The sequence below is a fragment of the Arthrobacter luteolus NBRC 107841 genome (genome assembly GCF_001552075.1).
Classification (GTDB): Bacteria; Actinomycetota; Actinomycetes; order Actinomycetales; family Micrococcaceae; genus Arthrobacter_B; species Arthrobacter_B luteolus.
This window is the reverse complement of sequence record NZ_BCQM01000001.1, coordinates 448016-469253: the sequence shown is the minus strand read 5'-3', so window position 1 is coordinate 469253 and position 21238 is coordinate 448016. Positions and strand designations below refer to the sequence as shown.

Genomic DNA, 21238 nt, shown 5'->3' with positions numbered 1-21238 from the left:
TTTTTGCTTTGCCCCGGACGGCAGCCTTCGGCTATGGAAGCAGGCTAGGGGAGGGGCAGCGGTTCGGTGATGTCGATGACCTGGGCGTCCAAGACAGCGAGCAGGTCATCACCGTTTACGAAAAGGCTGGCCCCGTGCTCGCCGGCACCCATCGACACCCGTTTGCCCCGGATGGCGGGAGCTGCGAAGACCGGCCAGCTGATGGTGCTGCCCAGCGGCGTAATCGTGCCGCGGGCGTAGCCTGTGGCTTCGAAGGCTTCCCCGGCCGGTGGCAGGGTGAGCTTGTTGGCGCCGGCCGCCGCCCGCAGTTTGGGCCAGGAAATCTGCTCGTCGCCGGGGACCAGCACAAACAGGTACTCCCCGGCCTTCCGCCGGACCACCAGGGACTTCACAATCTCCCCGGGGCTGATGCCCAGTAAAGCGGCCGCTTCGGCCAGGGAGGACGCATCCGGGCGGTCAATGATCTCGACGTTCAGGCCCAGTTCCCGGGCGGCAGCCTGCACCCGTTCCCGGCCCCGGACCGGCTCGGCGGCCACTACGCGCGGTACAGCAGGAGGGCTTCGCCCTGGCCGCCGCCTCCACAGAGCCCGACGGCGGCACGCCCCGAGCCGCGCCGGTTGAGTTCGTGTGCGGCGTGCAGGGCCAGCCGTGCCCCGGACGCCCCGATCGGGTGGCCGAGGGCAATCGCTCCGCCGTGGATGTTGCAGTCGGCCAGGTCCATGCCCAGCTCCTGCAGCGACTGCACCGCAACGGAACCGAAGGCCTCATTGATCTCCACGAAATCCAGGTCACCGGCAGTCCACCCGGCCCGCTTGAGCGCCTGTGATATTGCGTTGGCCGGCTGGGAATGCAGGCTGTTGTCCGGTCCGGCAACCTGGCCGGGCATACCCACCACGGCGAGGATCTGCAGACCCTGCTCCTCGGCGAAGGCCCGCGAGGTCAGCACGACGGCGGCAGCGCCGTCGGAAAGCGGAGAGGAGTTACCTGCCGTGATGGTGCCCTCCTCGGCGAAGGCCGGACGCAGGCCGGCAAGTGTTTCCACTGTGGTGCCCGGACGGATGCCTTCATCCGCCGTGAGCACCAGCGGTTCACCCTTGCGCTGCGGCACGCTGACCGGTGTTATCTCGACGTCGAAAATTCCCGCCGCTGCCGCCGCTGCGGCGCGCTGGTGGGAGGCAGCCGCCACCTCATCCTGAGCGGTGCGCCCGATACCCAGGGCGGCATTGCCCCGTTCGGTGGAGACACCCATCGATTCGTTGTCGAAAGCGTCGGTAAGGCCGTCGTGGGCCACGGAATCCAGCACCGACATGCTGCCGTAGTTCCAGCCCTGCCGTGAACCGGGCAGGACGTGCGGCCCGCGGGTCATCGATTCCTGCCCGCCGGCTACGGCCACCGTAGCCTCCCCGCTGCGGATCAGGCGGGCTGCATCGGTAATCGAGGCCAGCCCGGAGAGGCAGACCTTGTTGATGGTCACCGTCGGCACGTCCCAGCCCAGGCCTGCCTTGATGGCCGCCTGCCGCGCCGGATTCTGCCCGCACCCGGCCTGGACCACGTGCCCCATGATCAGCGTGTCCACCTGGGACGGATCGACGCCGGAACGCTCCAGCGCGCCGGCGATGGCGAAGGCGCCCAGCTCGACGGCGGTAAACGGGGCGAGCTGGCCGTTCAGCCGGCCCTGCGGGGTGCGGGCTCCACCCACGATCACCACGTCTGTGGCTCGGGTTGATCCGGGTTCTGCAGTTGCGGGGGTGCTCATGCGGCCAGTCCACTCTCGTCGAAGGGAATCAGTTCCTGAAGGAAACAGCTGCCCCTAGGCTACCTTTTGGACGTGGTGCGGGACACACCGTTGGAAGAGCGCCCGGGCGGGTCATTCCCGCACCGCCCTCCCGCACCGCACTCCCGCCGCTTTGCGGTCCGGGCTGCCCGGCTCAGGAAGCGGGAGAGGGCCGGCAGAGGATGCGGCACGGGCCCGGTTCAGGACGCGGCGCAGGTAAATCGCGCACACCCGGCGGACTTGGGGTACGCTTATTCCTAGCCAGCCACAAATCGGTACGCTGGCACCACGCCCGTAGCTCCCCGGACAGGAAGCCGCAGTCAGGAACCTTTTGGTTCAGAGCTGCTGGATCCAGGGTTGAGCTGGCAGGGGTTTCGAATACCGGGTAGACTTCTGTGTCCCCAATGCCATATAGTAGATATTTGCTTCCCTCTCTTAACCTTCAGCCTTCATATAGCGGTGGGCTGTGTCACGGGCCAGGCGGCGTCCGGATCGTTCAAATGCATGGTAAATGCTCCCTTTTGAACCATTCCGACGTGCGTTACGCCCGGTCAGGACGCACGCGGACCAGGTCCGTCAGTGCAGAGGGGGAGCGTGAAACACGCCTGAAGGTCTGTGGAAGGATCCCTCTTGGTCGCCTCGAGCACCTCTAATAATGCAACCGCTACCAATCCGGAGAACGCAGCGTCCCGGATTTCATTCGCAAAGATTCACGAACCGCTGGATGTTCCCAATCTTCTTGCCCTGCAGACGGACAGCTTTGACTGGCTCGTCGGCAACGAGCGCTGGAAGGAACGCGTAAGGAAGGCGCAGGAAGCGGGCGAGGCAGGCTTCGCCACAACCTCCGGCCTCTCGGACATCTTCGAAGAGATCTCCCCGATCGAGGACTTCCAGGGCACCATGTCCCTGAGCTTCTCCGAGCCGGAATTCGCGGACCCGAAGTACACCATGGCCGAATGCAAGGACCGGGACGCAACGTACTCGGCTCCGCTGTACGTCAAGGCCGAGTTCATGAACAACAACACGGGCGAAATCAAGCAGCAGACCGTGTTCATGGGCGACTTCCCGCTGATGACCGACAAGGGCACCTTCGTCATCAACGGCACCGAGCGCGTCGTCGTCTCCCAGCTGGTCCGTTCCCCGGGCGCCTACTTTGAGCGCACCGCTGACAAGACCAGCGACAAGGACATCTACACCGCGAAGATCATCCCTTCCCGCGGTGCATGGTTCGAACTCGAAATCGACAAGCGCGACCAGGTGGGCGTCCGCCTGGACCGCAAGCGCAAGCAGTCCGTCACCATCCTGCTGAAGGCTCTGGGCTGGACCGAGGGCCAGATCCTGGAAACCTTCGGCGAGTACGACTCGATCCGCGCCACCCTGGAGAAGGACCCCACGGAGACCCAGGAAGATGCCCTGCTGGACATCTACCGCAAGCTCCGTCCGGGAGAGCCGCCCACGGTCGAGGCAGCGAAGACCCTGCTGGAGAACCTGTACTTCAACCCGAAGCGCTACGATCTGGCCAAGGTTGGCCGTTACAAGATCAACCGCAAGCTCGGCGTCGAGAAGGCCATCACCGATTCCGATGCCTCGGTCCTGAACATCGACGACATTGTCGCCATGATCAAGTTCCTCGTTGCGCTGCACGCCGGCGAGAAGACTGTTCCGGGCAAGCGCAACGGCGAAGACGTGGACATCCGCGTTGAGGTCGACGACATTGACCACTTCGGCAACCGCCGTATCCGCGCCGTGGGCGAGCTGATCGAGAACCAGATCCGCACCGGCCTGTCCCGCATGGAGCGTGTGGTCCGTGAACGGATGACCACCCAGGACGTCGAGGCCATCACGCCTCAGACCCTGATCAACATCCGTCCGGTCGTGGCTGCGATCAAGGAGTTCTTCGGAACCTCCCAGCTCTCGCAGTTCATGGATCAGAACAACCCGCTGGCCGGTCTGACCCACAAGCGCCGCCTGTCCGCGCTGGGCCCGGGCGGTCTGTCCCGTGACCGTGCAGGCATGGAAGTCCGAGACGTCCACCCCTCGCACTACGGCCGTATGTGCCCGATCGAAACCCCTGAAGGCCCGAACATCGGCCTGATCGGTTCGCTGGCATCCTACGCCCGGATCAACGCCTTCGGTTTCATCGAAACCCCGTACCGCAAGGTTGTGGACGGCGTCGTTACCGACCAGGTCGACTACCTGACGGCAGATGACGAAGTCGAGCGCACGATCGCACAGGCAAACGCCCCGCTGCGTGCCGACAACCACTTCGAAGAGGACCTGGTCCTCGTCCGTGCCCGCGGCGGATCCGGCGAGCCCGTGCTCGTCGAGCCCACCGAGGTCGAGTACATGGACGTTTCCCCGCGCCAGATGGTGTCGGTGGCAACCGCCCTGATTCCGTTCCTTGAGCATGACGATGCCAACCGTGCCCTCATGGGTGCGAACATGCAGCGCCAGGCCGTGCCCCTGCTCCGCTCCGAGCGTCCCGTGGTGGGCACCGGCATGGAGAAGTACGCAGCCATCGACGCCGGCGACTCCGTCACCGCCGTCAAGGCCGGCGTCGTCACCGAGGTGTCCGCTGACCTCGTCACCGTCATGAACGACGACGGCACCGAGACCAGCTACCCGATCATGAAGTTTGCGCGCTCGAACCAGGGCAACGCCTACAACCAGCGCGTGATCGTTTCCGAAGGCACCCGGGTTGAGGTCAACGACGTTATCGCCGACGGCCCCTCCACCGACCAGGGCGAACTGGCACTGGGCAAGAACCTGCTCGTGGCATTCATGTCCTGGGAAGGCCACAACTACGAGGATGCGATCATCCTCTCCCAGCGCATGGTCTCCGACGATGTCCTGACCTCGATCCACATCGAGGAGCACGAAGTTGATGCCCGCGACACCAAGCTCGGTGCCGAGGAAATCACCCGTGACATCCCGAACGTGTCCGAGGAAGTGCTCTCGCAGCTCGACGAGCGCGGCATCATCCACATCGGTGCCGAGGTTGAAGCAGGAGACATCCTGGTTGGCCGCGTGACGCCGAAGGGCGAAACGGAACTCACTCCCGAAGAGCGCCTGCTGCGCGCCATCTTCGGCGAGAAGAGCCGCGAAGTCCGCGACACCTCCCTGAAGGTTCCCCACGGCGAGTCCGGAACCGTCATCGGCGTGCGTATCTTCGACCGCGACAACGACGACGAGCTGCCCCCGGGCGTCAACCAGCTGGTGCGCGTCTACGTTGCCCACAAGCGCAAGATCACCGACGGCGACAAGCTGGCCGGCCGCCACGGCAACAAGGGCGTTATCTCCAAGATCCTGCCGATCGAGGACATGCCGTTCATGGAAGACGGCACCCCCGTCGACATCGTCCTGAACCCGCTGGGTGTTCCGGGCCGAATGAACGTTGGCCAGGTCCTGGAAATCCACCTGGGCTGGGCTGCCAAGCAGGGCTGGAAGATCGAGGGAGAGCCGGACTGGGTCAAGGACCTGCCCGCACTGCCGCGTGAATCCGCTCCCACCACGGTTGCCACCCCGGTGTTCGACGGTGCCAGCGAGGATGAAATCACCAACCTCCTGGATGCCACGAACGTGACCCGCGACGGCGACCGCCTGATCGGTGCTTCCGGTAAGGCCCGTCTGTTCGACGGCCGCTCCGGCCAGCCGTTCCCGGATCCGATCTCCGTTGGCTACATGTACATCCTGAAGCTGCACCACCTTGTCGACGACAAGATCCACGCACGCTCCACGGGTCCGTACTCCATGATCACCCAGCAGCCGCTGGGTGGTAAGGCACAGTTCGGCGGCCAGCGCTTCGGTGAAATGGAAGTCTGGGCCCTGGAAGCCTACGGTGCCGCGTACACCCTGCAGGAACTGCTCACCATCAAGTCCGATGACATCCACGGCCGCGTCAAGGTCTACGAAGCCATCGTGAAGGGTGAGAACATCCCGGAGCCCGGCGTTCCGGAATCGTTCAAGGTGCTCATCAAGGAAATGCAGTCGCTCTGCCTGAACGTGGAAGTACTCTCCACCGAGGGCAACACGATTGAAATGCGTGACTCGGATGAAGAAGTCTTCCGGGCCGCGGAAGAGCTGGGTATTGATCTGTCCCGCGCAGAGCCGAGCTCAGTCGAAGAAGTTTAGGTTTTCCATCCCGGCTGGCGCCGGGAGGCCCGGAACGGCGGCAACGAAATTCCGCAGCTCGCAGAGCTCGCCCGGAATATTAAAGCCGCCTAACCCGGACCACCCGGCGCCGTTGGGGTAGTCACCTTAGTTCTTCCCGTACCCGAGACATTCAGATTTAGAGAACAAGAGAGAACAGGGACCCATGTCCAACGATTCCACGTTCGGCCTCATGCGAATCGGCCTTGCCACTGCGGACGAAATCCGCAACTGGTCTTACGGCGAGGTCAAAAAGCCGGAAACCATTAACTACCGAACCCTGAAGCCGGAGAAGGACGGTCTTTTCTGCGAGAAGATCTTCGGTCCGTCCCGCGACTGGGAATGCTACTGCGGTAAGTACAAGCGTGTGCGCTTCAAGGGCATCATCTGTGAGCGCTGTGGTGTTGAAGTAACCCGTGCCAAGGTCCGCCGCGAGCGGATGGGCCACATCGAGCTTGCTGCTCCGGTTACCCACATCTGGTACTTCAAGGGTGTTCCCTCCCGCCTGGGCTACCTGCTGGACCTGGCACCGAAGGACCTGGAGAAGGTCATCTACTTCGCTGCCTACATGATCACCTCGGTGGACGAAGAGAACCGCCACACCGAGCTGCCCAACCTGCAGGCCGAGCACGACCTGGAGCGCAAGCACCTCGTCGACCAGCGCGACTCCGACATCGCCGCGATCGCCAAGGACCTCGAGAACGAGCTTGCCCGTCTCGAAGGTGAAGGCGCCAAGGCTGCCGATAAGAAGAAGGCCCGCGACTCCGCCGACCGCCAGATGGCCAAGGTCCGCCGCGACGCTGACAACAACATCGAACGCCTCGAGCAGGTCTGGGAGCGCTTCAAGAACCTCAAGGTCGGCGACCTCGAGGGCGACGAAGGCCTCTACCGCGAACTGCGCGACCGTTACGGCCTGTACTTCGAAGGCTCCATGGGTGCCGAAGCCATCAAGAAGCGTCTTGAAGACTTCGACATGCAGGCAGAGTCCGAGAACCTGCGCGAGATCATCCAGAACGGCAAGGGCCAGCGCAAGACGCGTGCCCTGAAGCGCCTGAAGGTTGTCAACGCGTTCCTGACCACGACCAACAGCCCGATGGGCATGGTCCTCGACGCCGTACCGGTGATCCCGCCGGAACTGCGCCCGATGGTTCAGCTCGACGGCGGCCGTTTCGCGACGTCCGACCTCAACGACCTGTACCGCCGTGTGATCAACCGCAACAACCGCCTGAAGCGGCTGCTTGACCTCGGTGCTCCCGAGATCATCGTGAACAACGAAAAGCGGATGCTCCAGGAAGCCGTTGACTCCCTGTTCGACAACGGCCGCCGCGGCCGTCCGGTCACCGGACCGGGCAACCGCCCGCTGAAGTCGCTCTCGGACATGCTCAAGGGCAAGCAGGGCCGGTTCCGCCAGAACCTGCTCGGCAAGCGCGTTGACTACTCCGGCCGTTCCGTGATCGTGGTTGGTCCGCAGCTGAAGCTGCACCAGTGTGGCCTGCCCAAGCAGATGGCACTGGAGCTCTTCAAGCCGTTCGTGATGAAGCGCCTGGTTGACCTCAACCACGCACAGAACATCAAGAGCGCCAAGCGCATGGTCGAGCGTTTCCGTCCGCAGGTCTGGGACGTACTGGAAGAGATCATCACCGAACACCCGGTGCTGCTCAACCGTGCACCTACCCTGCACCGCCTCGGTATCCAGGCCTTCGAGCCGCAGCTGGTTGAGGGCAAGGCCCTGCAGCTGCACCCGCTGGTCTGTGGCGCCTTCAACGCTGACTTCGACGGTGACCAGATGGCAGTCCACCTGCCGCTGAGCCCCGAAGCACAGGCTGAAGCCCGCATCCTGATGCTGTCCTCGAACAACATCCTGAAGCCGTCCGACGGCCGTCCGGTGACCCTGCCTTCGCAGGATATGATCATCGGCCTGCACCACCTGACCACCAAGCGTCAGGGCGCAGCCGGCGAAGGCCGCGTGTTCTCCTCGATGGCGGAAGCCGTGATGGCACACGACCTTGGCGAACTGCACCTGAACGCACCGGTCCGGATCCGCGTCGAGGGCTTCATCCCCAGCGAGGACCAGCCGGCTCCGGAAGGCTGGGAAGAAGGCACTCCTGCCCTCATCCCGACCTCCCTTGGCCAGGTCCTCTTCAACCAGACCCTGCCGGCGGACTACCCGTGGGTTGAGTCGGTTGCAGACAAGGGCCAGCTCTCGAAGATCGTCAACGATCTTGCCGAGCGCTACCCGAAGGTCGTCACCGCGGCAACGCTGGATAACCTGAAGGATTCCGGTTTCTACTGGGCCACCCGCTCGGGCGTCACCGTCGCCATCTCGGACATCGCTGCTCCGATCGACAAGCCTGCCATCATGGAGGTTTACGAAGCACGTGCCGCCAAGGTTGAAACCCAGTACGGCAAGGGCCTGATCGCTGAAGACGAGCGCCGTCAGGAACTGATCGACATCTGGAACCAGGCAACGAACGAAGTTGCCAAGGCTATGCGCGACAACATGCCGATCGAGAACAACATCAACCGCATGGTTTCCTCGGGTGCCCGAGGTAACTGGCTGCAGGTCCGGCAGATCGCCGGTATCCGTGGCCTGGTGGCCAACCCGAAGGGCGAGATCATCCCGCGCCCGATTAAGTCCTCCTACCGTGAGGGCCTGTCGGTGCTGGAATACTTCATCGCCACGCACGGTGCCCGTAAGGGCCTGGCTGACACCGCCCTGCGTACCGCCAACTCGGGTTACCTGACCCGTCGTCTGGTGGACGTTTCGCAGGACGTTATTGTCCGCGAAGAGGACTGCGGCACCGAGCGTGGCCTGAACGTCACGATCGCTGTTCCGGATCACAACGGTGAGCTGCAGCTGCACGAAGAGGTCGAGAACTCGGCGTACGCCCGTACGCTGGCCACCGACGTCTCCGATGCGGAAGGCAACGTCCTGGCCAAGGGCGGCGACGACGTCGGCGATGTGCTGATCGAGAAGCTGTTCAACGCCGGTGTCACCGACATCAAGGTCCGCTCCGTGCTGACCTGTGAGTCCGCCGTTGGTACCTGTGCCCTTTGCTACGGCCGTTCGCTGGCCACCGGCAAGACCGTGGACATCGGCGAGGCCGTCGGCATCATCGCCGCACAGTCCATCGGTGAGCCCGGTACCCAGCTGACCATGCGTACCTTCCACACCGGTGGTGTTGCTTCCGCGGAAGACATCACCCAGGGTCTGCCCCGTATCCAGGAGCTCTTCGAAGCACGTACCCCCAAGGGTGTTGCTCCGATCTCCGAGACGGCCGGACGGGTCACCATCGAAGAGACCGACCGCCAGATGCGTCTGGTTGTCACTCCCGATGACGGCTCCGAGGAAATCGCCTACCCGGTTCTGCGCCGTGCCCGCCTGCTGGTTGCCGACGGCGACCACGTTGAGGTTGGCCAGCAGCTGGTTGCAGGTGCAGTGGATCCCAAGCAGATCCTCCGCATCCTCGGCCCGCGCAAGGCACAGGAGTTCCTGGTGGACGAAGTCCAGCGCGTGTACCGCAGCCAGGGTGTAGGCATCCACGACAAGCACGTGGAAGTCATCGTCCGGCAGATGCTGCGCCGCGTGACCGTGATCGAGTCCGGCGATTCCGACCTGCTCCCGGGTGAGCTGGCCGAGCGCCGCCGCTTCGAGAGCGAGAACCGCCGCGTGGTCTCCGAAGGCCGCCGTCCGGCTGCCGGGCGTCCGGAGCTGATGGGTATCACCAAGGCATCCCTGGCGACCGAGTCCTGGCTGTCCGCTGCTTCCTTCCAGGAAACCACCCGCGTCCTGACGCAGGCGGCCATGGAAGGCAAGAGCGATCCGCTGCTCGGCCTCAAGGAAAACGTCATCATCGGTAAGCTGATCCCGGCCGGAACGGGCCTGCCCCGTTACACCGAGGTCACTGTCGAACCGACGGAGGAAGCAAAGGCCAATCTCTTCACCGGCCCGAGCGCCTTCAGCGACTTCGACTACGCCGGAGTTGACGGCGGCCTGAGCCCTGAGTTCCACGCCATCCCGCTGGATGACTACGACATGGGCAGTGAGTTCCGCTAAACCGGAGCAAAGCCAAGTGGAAGGACCCCGCCTTTGGGCGGGGTCCTTCCCCGTTTAAGCCCGCGCCCGCCGCTTCCAGGCGTTGCGCCAGAGCAGTTGTGCCAGAGTATGGGTATGGCCAATTCACCTTCCGGCGACTCCATGGCCGAGCGCATCCTGCGGCTGATCTCGGCTTTCGACGCCGAACACCCCACCATGCCGGCGGCCACGCTGGCCCGGCGGGCCGGGCTTCCGCTGTCCACCACCCACCGGCTGGCCGGTGAGCTGGTGGCGCTGCAGGTCCTGCAGCGTGGGGACAGGGGCGAACTGCGCCTTGGCCTGCGGCTCTGGGAACTGGCCAACCGGAGTTCCGCCGCCCTGGACCTGCGGCAGGTTGCGATGCCCTTTATGGAGGACATCCAGGCGGTCATCCGCCAGCACACCCAGCTCTCCGTACTGCAGGAGGATGAGGTGCTCTTCATCGAACGGCTCTCCAGCCGCGGCTCGGTCTCCAACTTCGCCAAGGTCGCCGGCAGGCTGCCGCTGCATATCTCTTCCTCGGGCATGGTGATGATGGCCCATTCGCCCCGGCACGTGCAGGAAGCGTTCCTGGACCGCCACCGAGGCGACCCCACCCCCTTTCCTGCGCCGGATATCCTCCGGCGGCAGTGGGCGGGTATCCGGCGGGAAGGCAGCGCCACCCTGCCCGGCGTCGTCGACCCGGAAACCACCGGCATCGCCGTGCCGGTTTTCGGTCCGCTGGGCACCGCGGTGGCTGCGCTGGGGGTGGTGGTGCCGCTCGGCCGGGAGAACACAGCGGCCACCGTGCCGGCACTGATGACTGCCGCCCGGGGCATCTCCCGCGGACTGGGCACCTACACCGCAGGCGCCGGCCCGCGGCCCGGTGTTTCGGAGCAGGCAGCTACCTGAGGGGCTCCGACATCCGGCGCCGCCTATTCTCATTGAATGAGAACCGCCTCGCCGTGCCTATGTGCGTGTCCTCACACTTGAGTCAGGGGCATCCGTTCCCGGAGTTTTAGCTTGTCCATAAAGGAGTTCAGCGTTGGCTGCAGAGCGTACCGTCATCAAGACCCAAGTCGGCATCGTTGGAGGTGGTCCCGCAGGCCTGATGCTCTCGCATATGCTCGCAAAGTCCGGGATTGAGAATATCGTCGTGGAAAAGCGGGACCACGAAACCATCCGCACCACCCACCGCGCCGGCATCCTGGAACACGGCAGCGTGCGCATGCTCACCGAGGGTGGTGTCAGCGACCGGGTCCTGACGGAGGGTTACAAGCACGACGGCATCGACCTGCGCTTTGGCGGGGTAAGCCACCGCATCGACTTCGAAGAGCTGGTGGGGGAGTCCGTCTGGCTCTACCCGCAGAACGAGGTCTTCGTTGACCTCGCGGCTGCCCGCGAGCGGGATAACGGCGACGTCCGGTACGCCGTCACCGGCACGGAGGTGCTGGACCAGACCACATCGGTTCCCAAGATCCGTTTCACGGACGCTGAAGGTACCGACTTCGAACTCCACTGCGACATCCTGGTCGGCGCTGACGGATCCCAGGGCATCTGCAAACGTTCCATCCCGAAGGAACTGCGGACAGATAACTTCATCGAATACCCGTTCGCCTGGTTCGGCATCCTGACCGAAGCACCCCCGAGCGCCCCGGAACTGATCTACGCCAACTCCGACTACGGCTTCGCCCTGATCAGCCAGCGCAATGACAACGTCCAGCGCATGTACTTCCAGTGTGATCCGAATGAGGACGCCGGCGCCTGGAGCGATGAGCAGATCTGGGCAGAGCTTCAGCGCCGGGTGGACGGGCCGGACGGATTCCAGCTCAAGCGCGGCCCGATCTTCGAGAAGACGGTCCTGAAGTTCCGCTCCTACGTCTGCGAACCGATGCGCTACGGCAACATGTTCCTCGCCGGCGATGCCGGACACACCGTTCCGCCGACCGGCGCCAAGGGCCTGAACCTGGCCCTCGCCGACGTCAAGGTGCTCTTCGAGGCCATCGACTCCTTCTACGCAACGAATTCCCCGGAACTGCTCGACGGCTACAGCGACAAGGCGCTCCAGCGGGTCTGGCGCGCGCAGAACTTCTCCTACTGGATGACCTCCATGCTGCACACCCGGACGGACGCCAGTCCGTTCGAGCGCAAGCGGGCCCTCGGAGAGCTTAACGGTGTTGTTTCCTCCCGCCACGGTCAGTCCTACCTGGCCGAGGCCTACACCGGCTGGCCGGAAAAGTAGCACCGCCAGGCACCACCCGCGTTCGTATTGTGAACGCACGTCCACAAAGTGAACAAGCGTGTAATGTGGTAGAAACCACTGGGATGCTTGGACGATGACGAGGACGCGTCGTGTACGCATCCTGTTGAAAGGAAAAATCATGGAGACGGAAAACGGCCTGTTCCCCCAGGACCAGCCAGTGGAGGGCCCGGACTCGGCGCAGAGCTCGCAGGATGAGATCACCGCGGAGATCCAGGATGTCCACGCTGCCTACCGCAAGGGACTGGAAGACGGCGACGCCGAAGAGACCCAGCCCCGCCTGGACTTCCGCCCGTACCGCAGTTCCATCCTGCGCCACCCCACCAAGGACCCGCACCACACGGATCCCGAGACGATCGAACTCTGGTCACCGGCCTTCGGCCACCAGGATGTCCACGCCCTCGAATCGGACCTGACCATCCAGCACAACGGGGAACCCCTCGGCGAGCGGATCGTCGTCGCAGGCCGCATCCTCGACGGCGACGGCCGCCCTGTACGCAACCAGCTGGTGGAAATCTGGCAGGCCAACTCCGCCGGCCGCTACATCCACAAGCGCGACCAGCACCCTGCACCCATCGATCCCAACTTCACCGGCGTGGGCCGCTGCATCACGGATGACGACGGCAACTACAGCTTCACCACCATCAAGCCCGGACCGTACCCGTGGAAGAACCACTACAACGCCTGGCGCCCGGCGCACATCCACTTCTCGCTGTTCGGCACCGACTTCACCCAGCGCATGATCACCCAGATGTACTTCCCCGGTGATCCGCTGTTCTCCCTGGACCCGATCTACCAGTCGATTACCGACCAGAAAGCCCGGGACCGGCTTGTGGCCACATACGACCACAACCTCACCCAGCACGAATGGAGCACCGGCTACAACTGGGACATCGTGCTGACCGGCAGCAACCGCACCTGGATGGAAGACGAGGACGCAGAGTAATGAGCGAGCAGAAACTCACCGCAACCCCCGGCCAGACGGTCGGACCGTTCTACGGGTATGCGCTGCCTTTTTCGAAGGACAACGAACTGGTCCACCCCGGTGCCAAGGGCGCCATCCGGGTCCAGGGCACGGTCCGCGACGGTGCGGGCGGAGTCATTCCCGACGCTCTGCTGGAAATCTGGCAGGCAGATGAAGACGGCAGCATTCCGCAGCAGACCGGTTCGCTGGTCCGGGACAGCTACACCTTCACCGGCTGGGGCCGCGCCGCCGTCGACAACGTGGGCAACTACACCTTCACCACGGTGAATCCGGGCCCGACAGAGGAAGGCTCCGCACCGTTCATCTCGGTGGTGATCTTCGCCCGCGGCCTGCTGAACAAGCTGCACACGCGCATGTACCTGCCGGACGACGAAGCCGCCCTGGCCAAGGATCCGCTGCTCTCCTCCCTCCCCGAGGACCGCCGCCGCACCCTGATCGCCGCGCGCGAGGCCGACGGCGGCCTGCGCTGGGACATCAAGCTGCAGGGCGAAGACGAGACCGTCTTCCTCGCCTACCCGGGAGCGTAATCCCTTGGGCTCCGCGGAAACTGCCGACTACGGACTACTGTCGCCGGCATGGGCCGGCACCCGCGCCGCAGTGCTGACCTCCGACGAGGCACTGCTGCAGGCCATGCTCGACGTCGAACTCGAGTGGCTGCGGGTGCTCGCCTCCGTGGGCCTGATCAAACCCGGGATTCCAGACGCCGTTGCTCCCGCCTGCCAGGCTTCGCGATATGACATCGCGGACCTGGCAGCGCGGGCGCAGGGCGGCGGAAACCCCGTTATTCCCCTCCTGGCCGACCTGCGGGCGCTGGTCCGCGCCGAGGCCCCGGACGCCGCCGGTCCCATCCACAAGGCGGCCACCAGCCAGGACATCCTGGACTCAGCCCTGATGCTGATGGCCTCCCGCACACTGGAGACCATCCTGGCGGACGCACGCCGGGTGGAAACCGCCCTCGGGGCGCTGGCACGCCGGCACGCCGGAACCGTCAGCGTGGCCCGCACCCTGACCCAGCATTCCCTGCCGTCAACCTTCGGCTTGAAAGCCGCGCAGTGGCTCCACGGAATCGGGCAGGCCACTGCGGCGCTGGACACCACTGCGGCGGCCCTGCCCCTGCAGTGGGGCGGCGCCTCCGGCACCATGGCGGCCCTCACTGCCGCCGCCGATACGGCGGACCTCAGCCCCCTGGACCTGTCCGCGGACCTGGCCGGCAGGCTGGGCCTCGCCGATCCTGTGGCCCCGTGGCAGACCAACCGGCTCCCGGTCACCCGCCTGGGCACATCCCTGGCGGACCTGCTCGCCGCGGCGGGAAAGATCTCCAACGACGTGCTGCTGCTGAGCCGTCCGGAAATCGGCGAAGTCAGTGAACCGCGTGAAGCCGGCCGCGGCGGTTCCTCGGCCATGCCGCAAAAGCAGAATCCGGTGCTCTCCGTTCTGATCCGCAGCGCCGCCCTGGCGGCACCCGGCTACACCGTGATGCTGCAGGCAGCAGCCGGAGCAGCGGACGACGAACGGCCCGGCGGATCCTGGCACGTCGAGTGGCAGGCCCTGCGCCAGCTGCTGCGGCTGGCCGGGGGAGCGGTGGCGAAACTGGCTGAACTCACCGAGGGACTGACAGTCCACACCGGTGCCGTGGCCAGGAACCTGCAGCTCGCCGGCCCACTGGTCGTGAGCGAAAAAGTCATGGCACGCGTTGCCCCGCTGCTGGACGACGGAGAGCCCGGGCAGGGCAAAAAACGCGTCCAAGAGCTGGTGGGCCGTTCCCTGGCCGGTGAAGACTTTGCCGAGCTGCTGCGCGGGGCCGTTCCCGCCGGACAGCTCGGGGACCAGGAACTCACCGAACTCCTGGACCCTGCCAACTACCTGGGCCAATCAGCTGCCCTGATCGACCGAATTGTCTCGGCCTACCCCGGAAGGACGAACGCGTGAGCGTCCCGCAGATTAAAGCAACACAACTCTCCAACGCCGGCCCGGACGCTCCCGTCCTGATCGCCGGACCGTCCCTCGGCACCTCCGGCACAGCACTGTGGAGCAGCACCGCGGCGCTGCTCGACGGGTACACGGTCATCGCCTGGGACCTGCCCGGCCACGGCAACAGCCCGGCAGCAGCAGAAGGCTTCAGCCTGGCGGAACTGGCCGCAGCAGTCAGCGGTCTCGTGGACAGTGCGGTCTCGGCCGGAGACATCTCCGCCGCCCAGGACCGTTACTACGCCGGGGTCTCCCTGGGCGGAGCAGTCGGCCTGCAGCTGGGACTCGACTTCCCGGAGGCTTTCCGGAAGCTGGCGATCCTGTGCTCGGGAGCCAAGATCGGCGACGCCGAGGGCTGGGAAGCGCGCGCGGAAACAGTGCGCGGCCAGGGCACACCGGCCGTCCTGATCGGTTCGGCGCAGCGCTGGTTTGCCGAAGGCTTCATCGAGCGGGACAAGGACACCTCGGCTGCCCTGCTGCATTCCCTGCAGGACGCCGACCGCTTCTCCTATGCCTACTGCTGCCAGGCCCTGGCCGGATTCGATGTCCGTGAACGTCTGGGCGGAATCTCAGTTCCCGTGCTGGCGGTGGCCGGCGCGGAGGATGCCGTCACCCCCGCATCCTTCGCCGAGCTGATCGCAGCCGGCGTTCCCAACGGACGGTCCGCCGTCGTCCCCGATGCCGCGCACCTGGTGCCGGCCGAACAACCCGCGGAGACCGCGAAGCTGCTCAGCAGTTTTTTTGGCCCCGCCCAGTAAATCCGGCACAGAACAAGAAAGCGATTCCGTGAGCGAGAACAGCGCCAAAACCCAGCAGGACATCTACGACGAAGGTATGGCGGTCCGCCGCCAGGTGCTCGGAGATACCCACGTGGACCGGGCCAACGCAGCAAAAGACGAGTTCACCTCTGACTTCCAGGACATGATCACGCGTTATGCCTGGGGCACCATCTGGACCCGTCCGGGCCTGGACCGGACCATGCGCAGTGCCATCACGCTCACCGCCCTGATCGCCCATGGCCATCTGGAGGAACTCGCGATGCATGTGCGCGCGGCGCTGCGCAACGGCCTGACCCGGGATGAAATCAAGGAAGTCATCCTGCAGTCGGCCATCTACTGCAGCGTTCCCTCCGCGAACTCGGCCTTCAAGGTAGCGCAGGGTGTTTTCGCCGAACTGGACGCCGCCGAAGTGAGCGCCGAAGCCGGCAGCACCGAAGCCTGACGCAGCCAAGGCCATCCGGGGCGGCTTCCGCCGTCCGTCTTAAACCGCCATGTCCGGAAAGGGCTGGCGGTTTCGGACATTCTTAGATAAATTCGCATCTTGTACGCATGTTCGGTCCGCGAACATTTTTGGAAGCTGTACGCAGTACGGATGTTCGCGGATTCGTCCGCGGATATACCGCATGCAGCACCCAGCAAAGGAGCCATGGTGAATCAGGCCTACATTTACGACGCCGTCCGGACCCCGTTCGGACGCTTCGGCGGAGCCCTCGCAGCGGTGCGCCCCGACGATCTCGCCGCCCAGGTGGTCCAGGCCGCCGTCTCACGGGCACCGGGACTCGACCCCGAGCGCATCGATGAGGTGATCTTCGGAAATGCCAACGGCGCCGGCGAAGAAAACCGCAACGTCGCCCGCATGGCCACCCTGCTGGCCGGGCTGCCGGTCTCCATCCCCGGCACCACGGTCAACCGCCTGTGCGGCTCCTCCCTGGACGCCGCAATGATCGCCTCCCGGCAGATCAACGCCGGTGACGCTGACCTGATGCTGGTCGGCGGCGCCGAGTCCATGAGCCGCGCGCCCTGGGTCCTGCCGAAGAACGAAAAGCCCTACCCGGCCGGAGACCAGACCCTGGCCTCCACCACGCTGGGCTGGCGCCTGGTCAACCGGAACATGCCCAAAGAATGGACAGTGTCCCTCGGTGAGGCCACCGAGCAGCTCCGGGAGAAGTACAAAATCACCCGGGAACGCCAGGATGCCTTCGCGGCGCGGTCGCACGAGCTGGCGGCCAAAGCCTGGGATGAAGGGTGCTACGGTAACCTGACCGTCGCCGTGGACGGCGTTGACCTCTCCCGCGACGAGAGCATCCGGGCCGGGTCCACCGTGGAGAAACTGGCCACGCTGAAGACGGTCTTCCGTCCCGTCTCCGAAGAACCCTCCGGCGGCACGGTCACCGCCGGCAACGCCTCCCCGCTGAACGACGGTGCCTCCGCCGCCTGGCTGGGCAGCGAAGCCGCAGCACAGATGCTCGGACTTGATCCGCTGGCCCGCATCGCCGGCAGGGGAGCGGCCGCCAACGAACCGCAGTACTTCGGCTACGCACCGGTTGAAGCAGCCAACACCGCCCTGAAACGGGCAGGCATCTCCTGGAGCGACGTTTCCGCCGTCGAACTCAATGAAGCCTTCGCGGCGCAGTCACTGGCCTGCATGGATGCCTGGGACATTGATCCCAACATCGTCAACGCCTGGGGCGGCGCCGTCTCGATCGGCCACCCGCTGGGCGCCTCCGGAACCCGGATCCTCGGCACGCTGGCCCGCCGCCTGGAATCCTCCGGTGAACGCTGGGGCGTCGCCGCCATCTGCATCGGCGTCGGCCAGGGCCTCGCCGTCGTACTCGAAAACACCAAAGCCTAACTTTCCAGGGAGAACCGTGCTGAATATTCTGCAGGACGCTGACGAAGCAGTCGCGCCAATCTATGACGGGGCCACCGTGATGATCGGCGGCTTCGGCAAGGCCGGGCAGCCCGTCGAGCTGATCGAGGCCCTGCTGCGCCAGGGCGCCAAGGACCTGACCGTGGTGAACAACAACGCCGGCAACGGTGAGGAGGGACTGGCTGCACTCATCGGTGCCGGCCGGGTCAGCAAGATCATCTGCTCATTCCCCCGCCAGTCCGATTCCCACATCTTCGACGCCAAGTTCCGCGCCGGGGAGATCGAACTCGAGCTGGTGCCGCAGGGCAACCTCGCCGAGCGCATCCGGGCTGCCGGTGCCGGAATCGGCGGTTTCTTCACGCCCACCGCCTACGGCACACCGCTGGCAGAGGGCAAGGAAACCCGTATGATCGACGGCCGCGGCTACGTCTTCGAAATGCCGATCCACGCTGATTTCGCGCTGGTGAAGGCGCTGAAGGCGGACCGGACCGGCAACCTTATCTACCGCAAGACCGCACGGAACTTCGGCCCGATCATGGCAGCCGCCGCGAAGAACGCCATTGTCCAGGTCCGTGAAATCGTCGAAACCGGGGATCTCGATCCGGAAATCATCGTCACCCCCGGGATCTACGTGAACTCCCTGGTCCAGGTATCCAGCGAGAAAGCACCGGCAGCAGCATGAGCGAGAAGGCAATGAACACCATCGTGAGCGAAAAACTGGACCGCGACCAGCTGGCAGAACTGGTCGCCCGGGACATTGCACCCGGCTCCTTCGTGAACCTGGGCATCGGCCAGCCGACCCTCGTTTCCAACTATCTCCGGCCGGAGCAGCACGTCACGCTGCATACCGAGAACGGCATGCTCGGTATGGGTCCGGAAGCCCATGGCGACGAAATTGACGGCGACCTGATCAATGCCGGCAAGATTCCGGTCACCGAACTGCCCGGCGCCTCCTACTTCCACCACGCTGACTCCTTCGCGATCATGCGCGGCGGGCACCTCGACGTTTGTGTGCTGGGCGCCTTCCAGGTCTCGGCAACGGGCGACCTGGCGAACTGGCACACCGGCGCACCGGACGCGATTCCAGCAGTGGGCGGTGCCATGGACCTGGCCACCGGGGCCAAGGACGTCTACGTCATGATGTCCCTGTTCACCCGGGAAGGCGTCAGCAAGCTCGTCGCGGAGTGCTCCTACCCGCTGACAGGAGTGGGATGTGTCACCCGCGTCTACACTAATGAAGCGGTGTTCCTCCTGAAGGAGGACGGCGTCCATGTCCGCGAGACCTTCGGGATCAGCTTCGAGGAGCTTGCCGCCAAGATGGACGTGCCGCTGACCGCACCTTCCGCGGACGCAGCCTAGGACCTTCAATGGGGGATAAATGAGCGAAACCATCGCGGCCAGCGACCAGTTTGTACAGTCGCTGGCCCGCGGACTGTCCGTCATCCGGGCTTTCGATGCCGAACACGTGCAGATGACGCTCAGCGATGTCTCCCGCCGCACCGGACTGACCCGGGCCACGGCCCGGCGGTTCCTGCTGACCCTGGTCGAGCTTGGTTATGTCCGGACCGACGGCCGGAGCTTCGAACTGACAGCCCTGGTCCTCCAGCTCGGTTACTCCTACCTTGCCGGACAGACCCTGCCCCAGCTGGCCCAGCCGCTGCTCGAGGATCTGTCCCGGGAAATCCATGAGTCCACCTCAGCTTCCATCCTCGATGGAAACGAAATCGTCTACGTGGCCAGGATCCACACCCGGCGGCTGATGACCGTCGGGATCACCGTCGGAACCAGGTTCCCCGCCTACGCCACGTCCATGGGCCGGGTCCTGCTGGCAGGCCTGCCGGAGGACCGGCTAACGGCCTACCTGGCGGAGGTGGAGCTCAAGCCCCTCACCGAGCGGACCCTGACCACCGAAGCCGATCTGCGCGCAGAAGTGCAGCGGGTCCGCGACCAGGGCTGGGCCGTGGTGGACCAGGAACTCGAACGGGGCCTGCGCTCGGTGGCGGTCCCAATTTTCAGCCCGTCCGGTGAAGTGGTTGCTGCGCTGAATACCTCGATGCAGGCAACGCTCGGACTGGATGGTCCTACACTGGAGGAAGCGGCGGCCTCCGTGCTGCCGCATCTGCAGGAGGCTTCACGGAAAATCACGCAGGCCCTGGCGGCGCGGAGCTAGGCTTCGACCGCCGTGCCGGCTGGCCGGAATTCAACCCCGGCCAGCACCGGTCACAGGCTGCGGGTGGAGTCTGCTAGACTTATTACAATTGTTTGTGTGGCAGTGGATGAAGGCCGCTCGCATGTTCTCCGGATTTATCCGAAGTGCGGGTGGGGGCCTGTTTCCGGGTTGCAGGGTTCTTGTGCAACGAATGCCACACTTTTGCACGCCTACGGTCGCTTCGGTTCAACGGAACGTCTCGGGGCACTGCGGCAACAAACTTTGAAAAGCGTCGCCTGAGGCTGCAGACAGCCGGCAGCCCGGCGTTGCAACCAGAGAATCTATCTCGAGATAAACGGAGAACTGATAAGTGCCTACGATTCAGCAGCTGGTCCGGAAGGGCCGCTCACCCAAGGTCTCCAAGACCAAGGCTCCCGCCCTTAAGGGCAGCCCGATGCGCCGTGGTGTGTGCACCCGTGTTTACACCACCACCCCGAAGAAGCCGAACTCGGCTCTGCGCAAGGTAGCCCGCGTCCGCCTCAACGGCGGCGTTGAAGTTACCGCCTACATCCCCGGTGTGGGTCACAACCTGCAGGAACACTCCATCGTGCTGGTCCGCGGTGGCCGTGTGAAGGACCTGCCCGGTGTCCGTTACAAGATCGTTCGCGGCGCGCTTGACACCCAGGGTGTCAAGAACCGCAAGCAGGCTCGCAGCCGCTACGGCGCGAAGATGGAGAAGAAGTAATATGCCCCGCAAGGGTCCGGCCCCCAAGCGGCCGCTCGCAGTTGATCCCGTCTACGGCTCCCCGCTGGTCACGCAGCTGATCAACAAGGTCCTCGTCGACGGCAAGAAGTCCACCGCCGAGCGCATCGTTTACGGTGCCCTCGCCGGAGCACAGGAGAAGACCGGACAGGATCCGGTTGCAGCCCTGAAGAAGGCCATGGACAACATCAAGCCGAGCCTTGAGGTCAAGTCCCGCCGCGTTGGCGGCGCCACCTACCAGGTTCCCGTTGAGGTCAAGCCCGGCCGCGCAACCGCCCTGGCACTGCGCTGGCTCGTCGGCTACTCCAAGGCCCGCCGCGAGAAGACGATGACCGAGCGTCTCCGCAACGAAATCCTGGATGCCTCGAACGGTCTTGGTGCTGCTGTCAAGCGTCGCGAAGACACCCACAAGATGGCCGAGTCCAACAAGGCCTTCGCCCACTACCGCTGGTAATAAGCCTTTCCACGATTCTCTTCAGCCCAGGCC

At 64.8% G+C, this 21238-nt stretch carries 17 protein-coding genes; 15 read left to right on the top strand and 2 right to left on the bottom strand.

From position 1 onward, the window contains the following. Positions 1 to 44: 44 nt before the first annotated feature. Both AL3_RS02120 and AL3_RS02115 read right to left on the bottom strand, forming a co-directional pair. On the bottom strand, positions 45 to 536 hold the full coding sequence (locus AL3_RS02120; protein ID WP_066296010.1) for an aminoacyl-tRNA deacylase: 492 nt from the start codon (positions 534 to 536) through the stop codon (positions 45 to 47). Continuing rightward, entirely contained in the window at positions 536 to 1756 is a 1221-nt protein-coding gene (locus AL3_RS02115) for an acetyl-CoA C-acetyltransferase (RefSeq protein ID WP_066296008.1), read from the bottom strand. Before AL3_RS02115 ends, AL3_RS02120 begins: the two co-directional genes overlap by 1 nt. A gap of 648 nt (positions 1757 to 2404) precedes the next feature. On the opposite strand from AL3_RS02115, the gene rpoB reads away from it, so the two are divergent. The 15 genes from rpoB (at position 2405) to rpsG (ending at position 21205) form a co-directional block, all read left to right on the top strand. Next, complete coding sequence (rpoB, locus tag AL3_RS02110; protein ID WP_066296002.1) at positions 2405 to 5905, top strand: DNA-directed RNA polymerase subunit beta; 3501 nt, start codon at positions 2405 to 2407, stop codon at positions 5903 to 5905. A gap of 184 nt (positions 5906 to 6089) precedes the next feature. Next, the gene (locus tag AL3_RS02105; RefSeq protein WP_066295991.1) at positions 6090 to 9980 is read left to right on the top strand and encodes a DNA-directed RNA polymerase subunit beta'; all 3891 of its coding nucleotides are present in this window, start codon (positions 6090 to 6092) and stop codon (positions 9978 to 9980) included. A gap of 114 nt (positions 9981 to 10094) precedes the next feature. Continuing rightward, a complete protein-coding gene (locus tag AL3_RS02100; protein WP_066295988.1) occupies positions 10095 to 10889 on the top strand; it encodes an IclR family transcriptional regulator in 795 nt (264 codons plus the stop codon). A gap of 133 nt (positions 10890 to 11022) precedes the next feature. Continuing rightward, positions 11023 to 12219: a 4-hydroxybenzoate 3-monooxygenase gene (locus AL3_RS02095; protein ID WP_066295985.1), complete on the top strand. Its 1197-nt coding sequence runs from the start codon at positions 11023 to 11025 to the stop codon at positions 12217 to 12219. A 139-nt stretch (positions 12220 to 12358) separates the two neighbouring features. Further along, positions 12359 to 13183 (top strand): protocatechuate 3,4-dioxygenase subunit beta, encoded by an 825-nt coding sequence (gene pcaH / locus AL3_RS02090; protein WP_066295984.1) that lies wholly within the window; start codon positions 12359 to 12361, stop codon positions 13181 to 13183. Then, entirely contained in the window at positions 13183 to 13749 is a 567-nt protein-coding gene (gene pcaG, locus AL3_RS02085) for a protocatechuate 3,4-dioxygenase subunit alpha (protein WP_066295982.1), read from the top strand. The genes pcaH and pcaG overlap by 1 nt, the downstream gene beginning before the upstream one ends. Positions 13750 to 13753: 4 nt before the next feature. Further along, positions 13754 to 15151, top strand: a complete 1398-nt coding sequence (locus AL3_RS02080) for a lyase family protein (protein WP_066295980.1) — start codon at positions 13754 to 13756, stop codon at positions 15149 to 15151. Beyond that, positions 15148 to 15948 carry an alpha/beta fold hydrolase gene (locus AL3_RS02075; RefSeq protein ID WP_066295973.1) on the top strand — a complete coding sequence of 267 codons (801 nt, stop codon included), beginning with the start codon at positions 15148 to 15150 and terminating at the stop codon, positions 15946 to 15948. The genes AL3_RS02080 and AL3_RS02075 overlap by 4 nt, the downstream gene beginning before the upstream one ends. Before the next feature lie 76 nt (positions 15949 to 16024). Beyond that, positions 16025 to 16411 carry a 4-carboxymuconolactone decarboxylase gene (gene pcaC, locus AL3_RS02070; RefSeq protein ID WP_246168471.1) on the top strand — a complete coding sequence of 129 codons (387 nt, stop codon included), beginning with the start codon at positions 16025 to 16027 and terminating at the stop codon, positions 16409 to 16411. A 207-nt stretch (positions 16412 to 16618) separates the two neighbouring features. Continuing rightward, positions 16619 to 17821 carry a thiolase family protein gene (locus tag AL3_RS02065; RefSeq protein WP_066297004.1) on the top strand — a complete coding sequence of 401 codons (1203 nt, stop codon included), beginning with the start codon at positions 16619 to 16621 and terminating at the stop codon, positions 17819 to 17821. Positions 17822 to 17837: 16 nt separating this feature from the next. Further along, positions 17838 to 18521: a 3-oxoacid CoA-transferase subunit A gene (locus tag AL3_RS02060; RefSeq protein WP_066295969.1), complete on the top strand. Its 684-nt coding sequence runs from the start codon at positions 17838 to 17840 to the stop codon at positions 18519 to 18521. Then, on the top strand, positions 18518 to 19198 hold the full coding sequence (locus AL3_RS02055; protein WP_066295963.1) for a 3-oxoacid CoA-transferase subunit B: 681 nt from the start codon (positions 18518 to 18520) through the stop codon (positions 19196 to 19198). The genes AL3_RS02060 and AL3_RS02055 overlap by 4 nt, the downstream gene beginning before the upstream one ends. 19 nt (positions 19199 to 19217) lie before the next feature. Then, positions 19218 to 20009 carry an IclR family transcriptional regulator domain-containing protein gene (locus tag AL3_RS02050; protein WP_066295962.1) on the top strand — a complete coding sequence of 264 codons (792 nt, stop codon included), beginning with the start codon at positions 19218 to 19220 and terminating at the stop codon, positions 20007 to 20009. Between the two features lie 349 nt (positions 20010 to 20358). After that, positions 20359 to 20733 carry a 30S ribosomal protein S12 gene (rpsL, locus tag AL3_RS02045; RefSeq protein WP_055239341.1) on the top strand — a complete coding sequence of 125 codons (375 nt, stop codon included), beginning with the start codon at positions 20359 to 20361 and terminating at the stop codon, positions 20731 to 20733. Between the two features lies 1 nt (position 20734). Further along, on the top strand, positions 20735 to 21205 hold the full coding sequence (rpsG, locus tag AL3_RS02040; protein WP_055239342.1) for a 30S ribosomal protein S7: 471 nt from the start codon (positions 20735 to 20737) through the stop codon (positions 21203 to 21205). Positions 21206 to 21238: the final 33 nt, after the last annotated feature.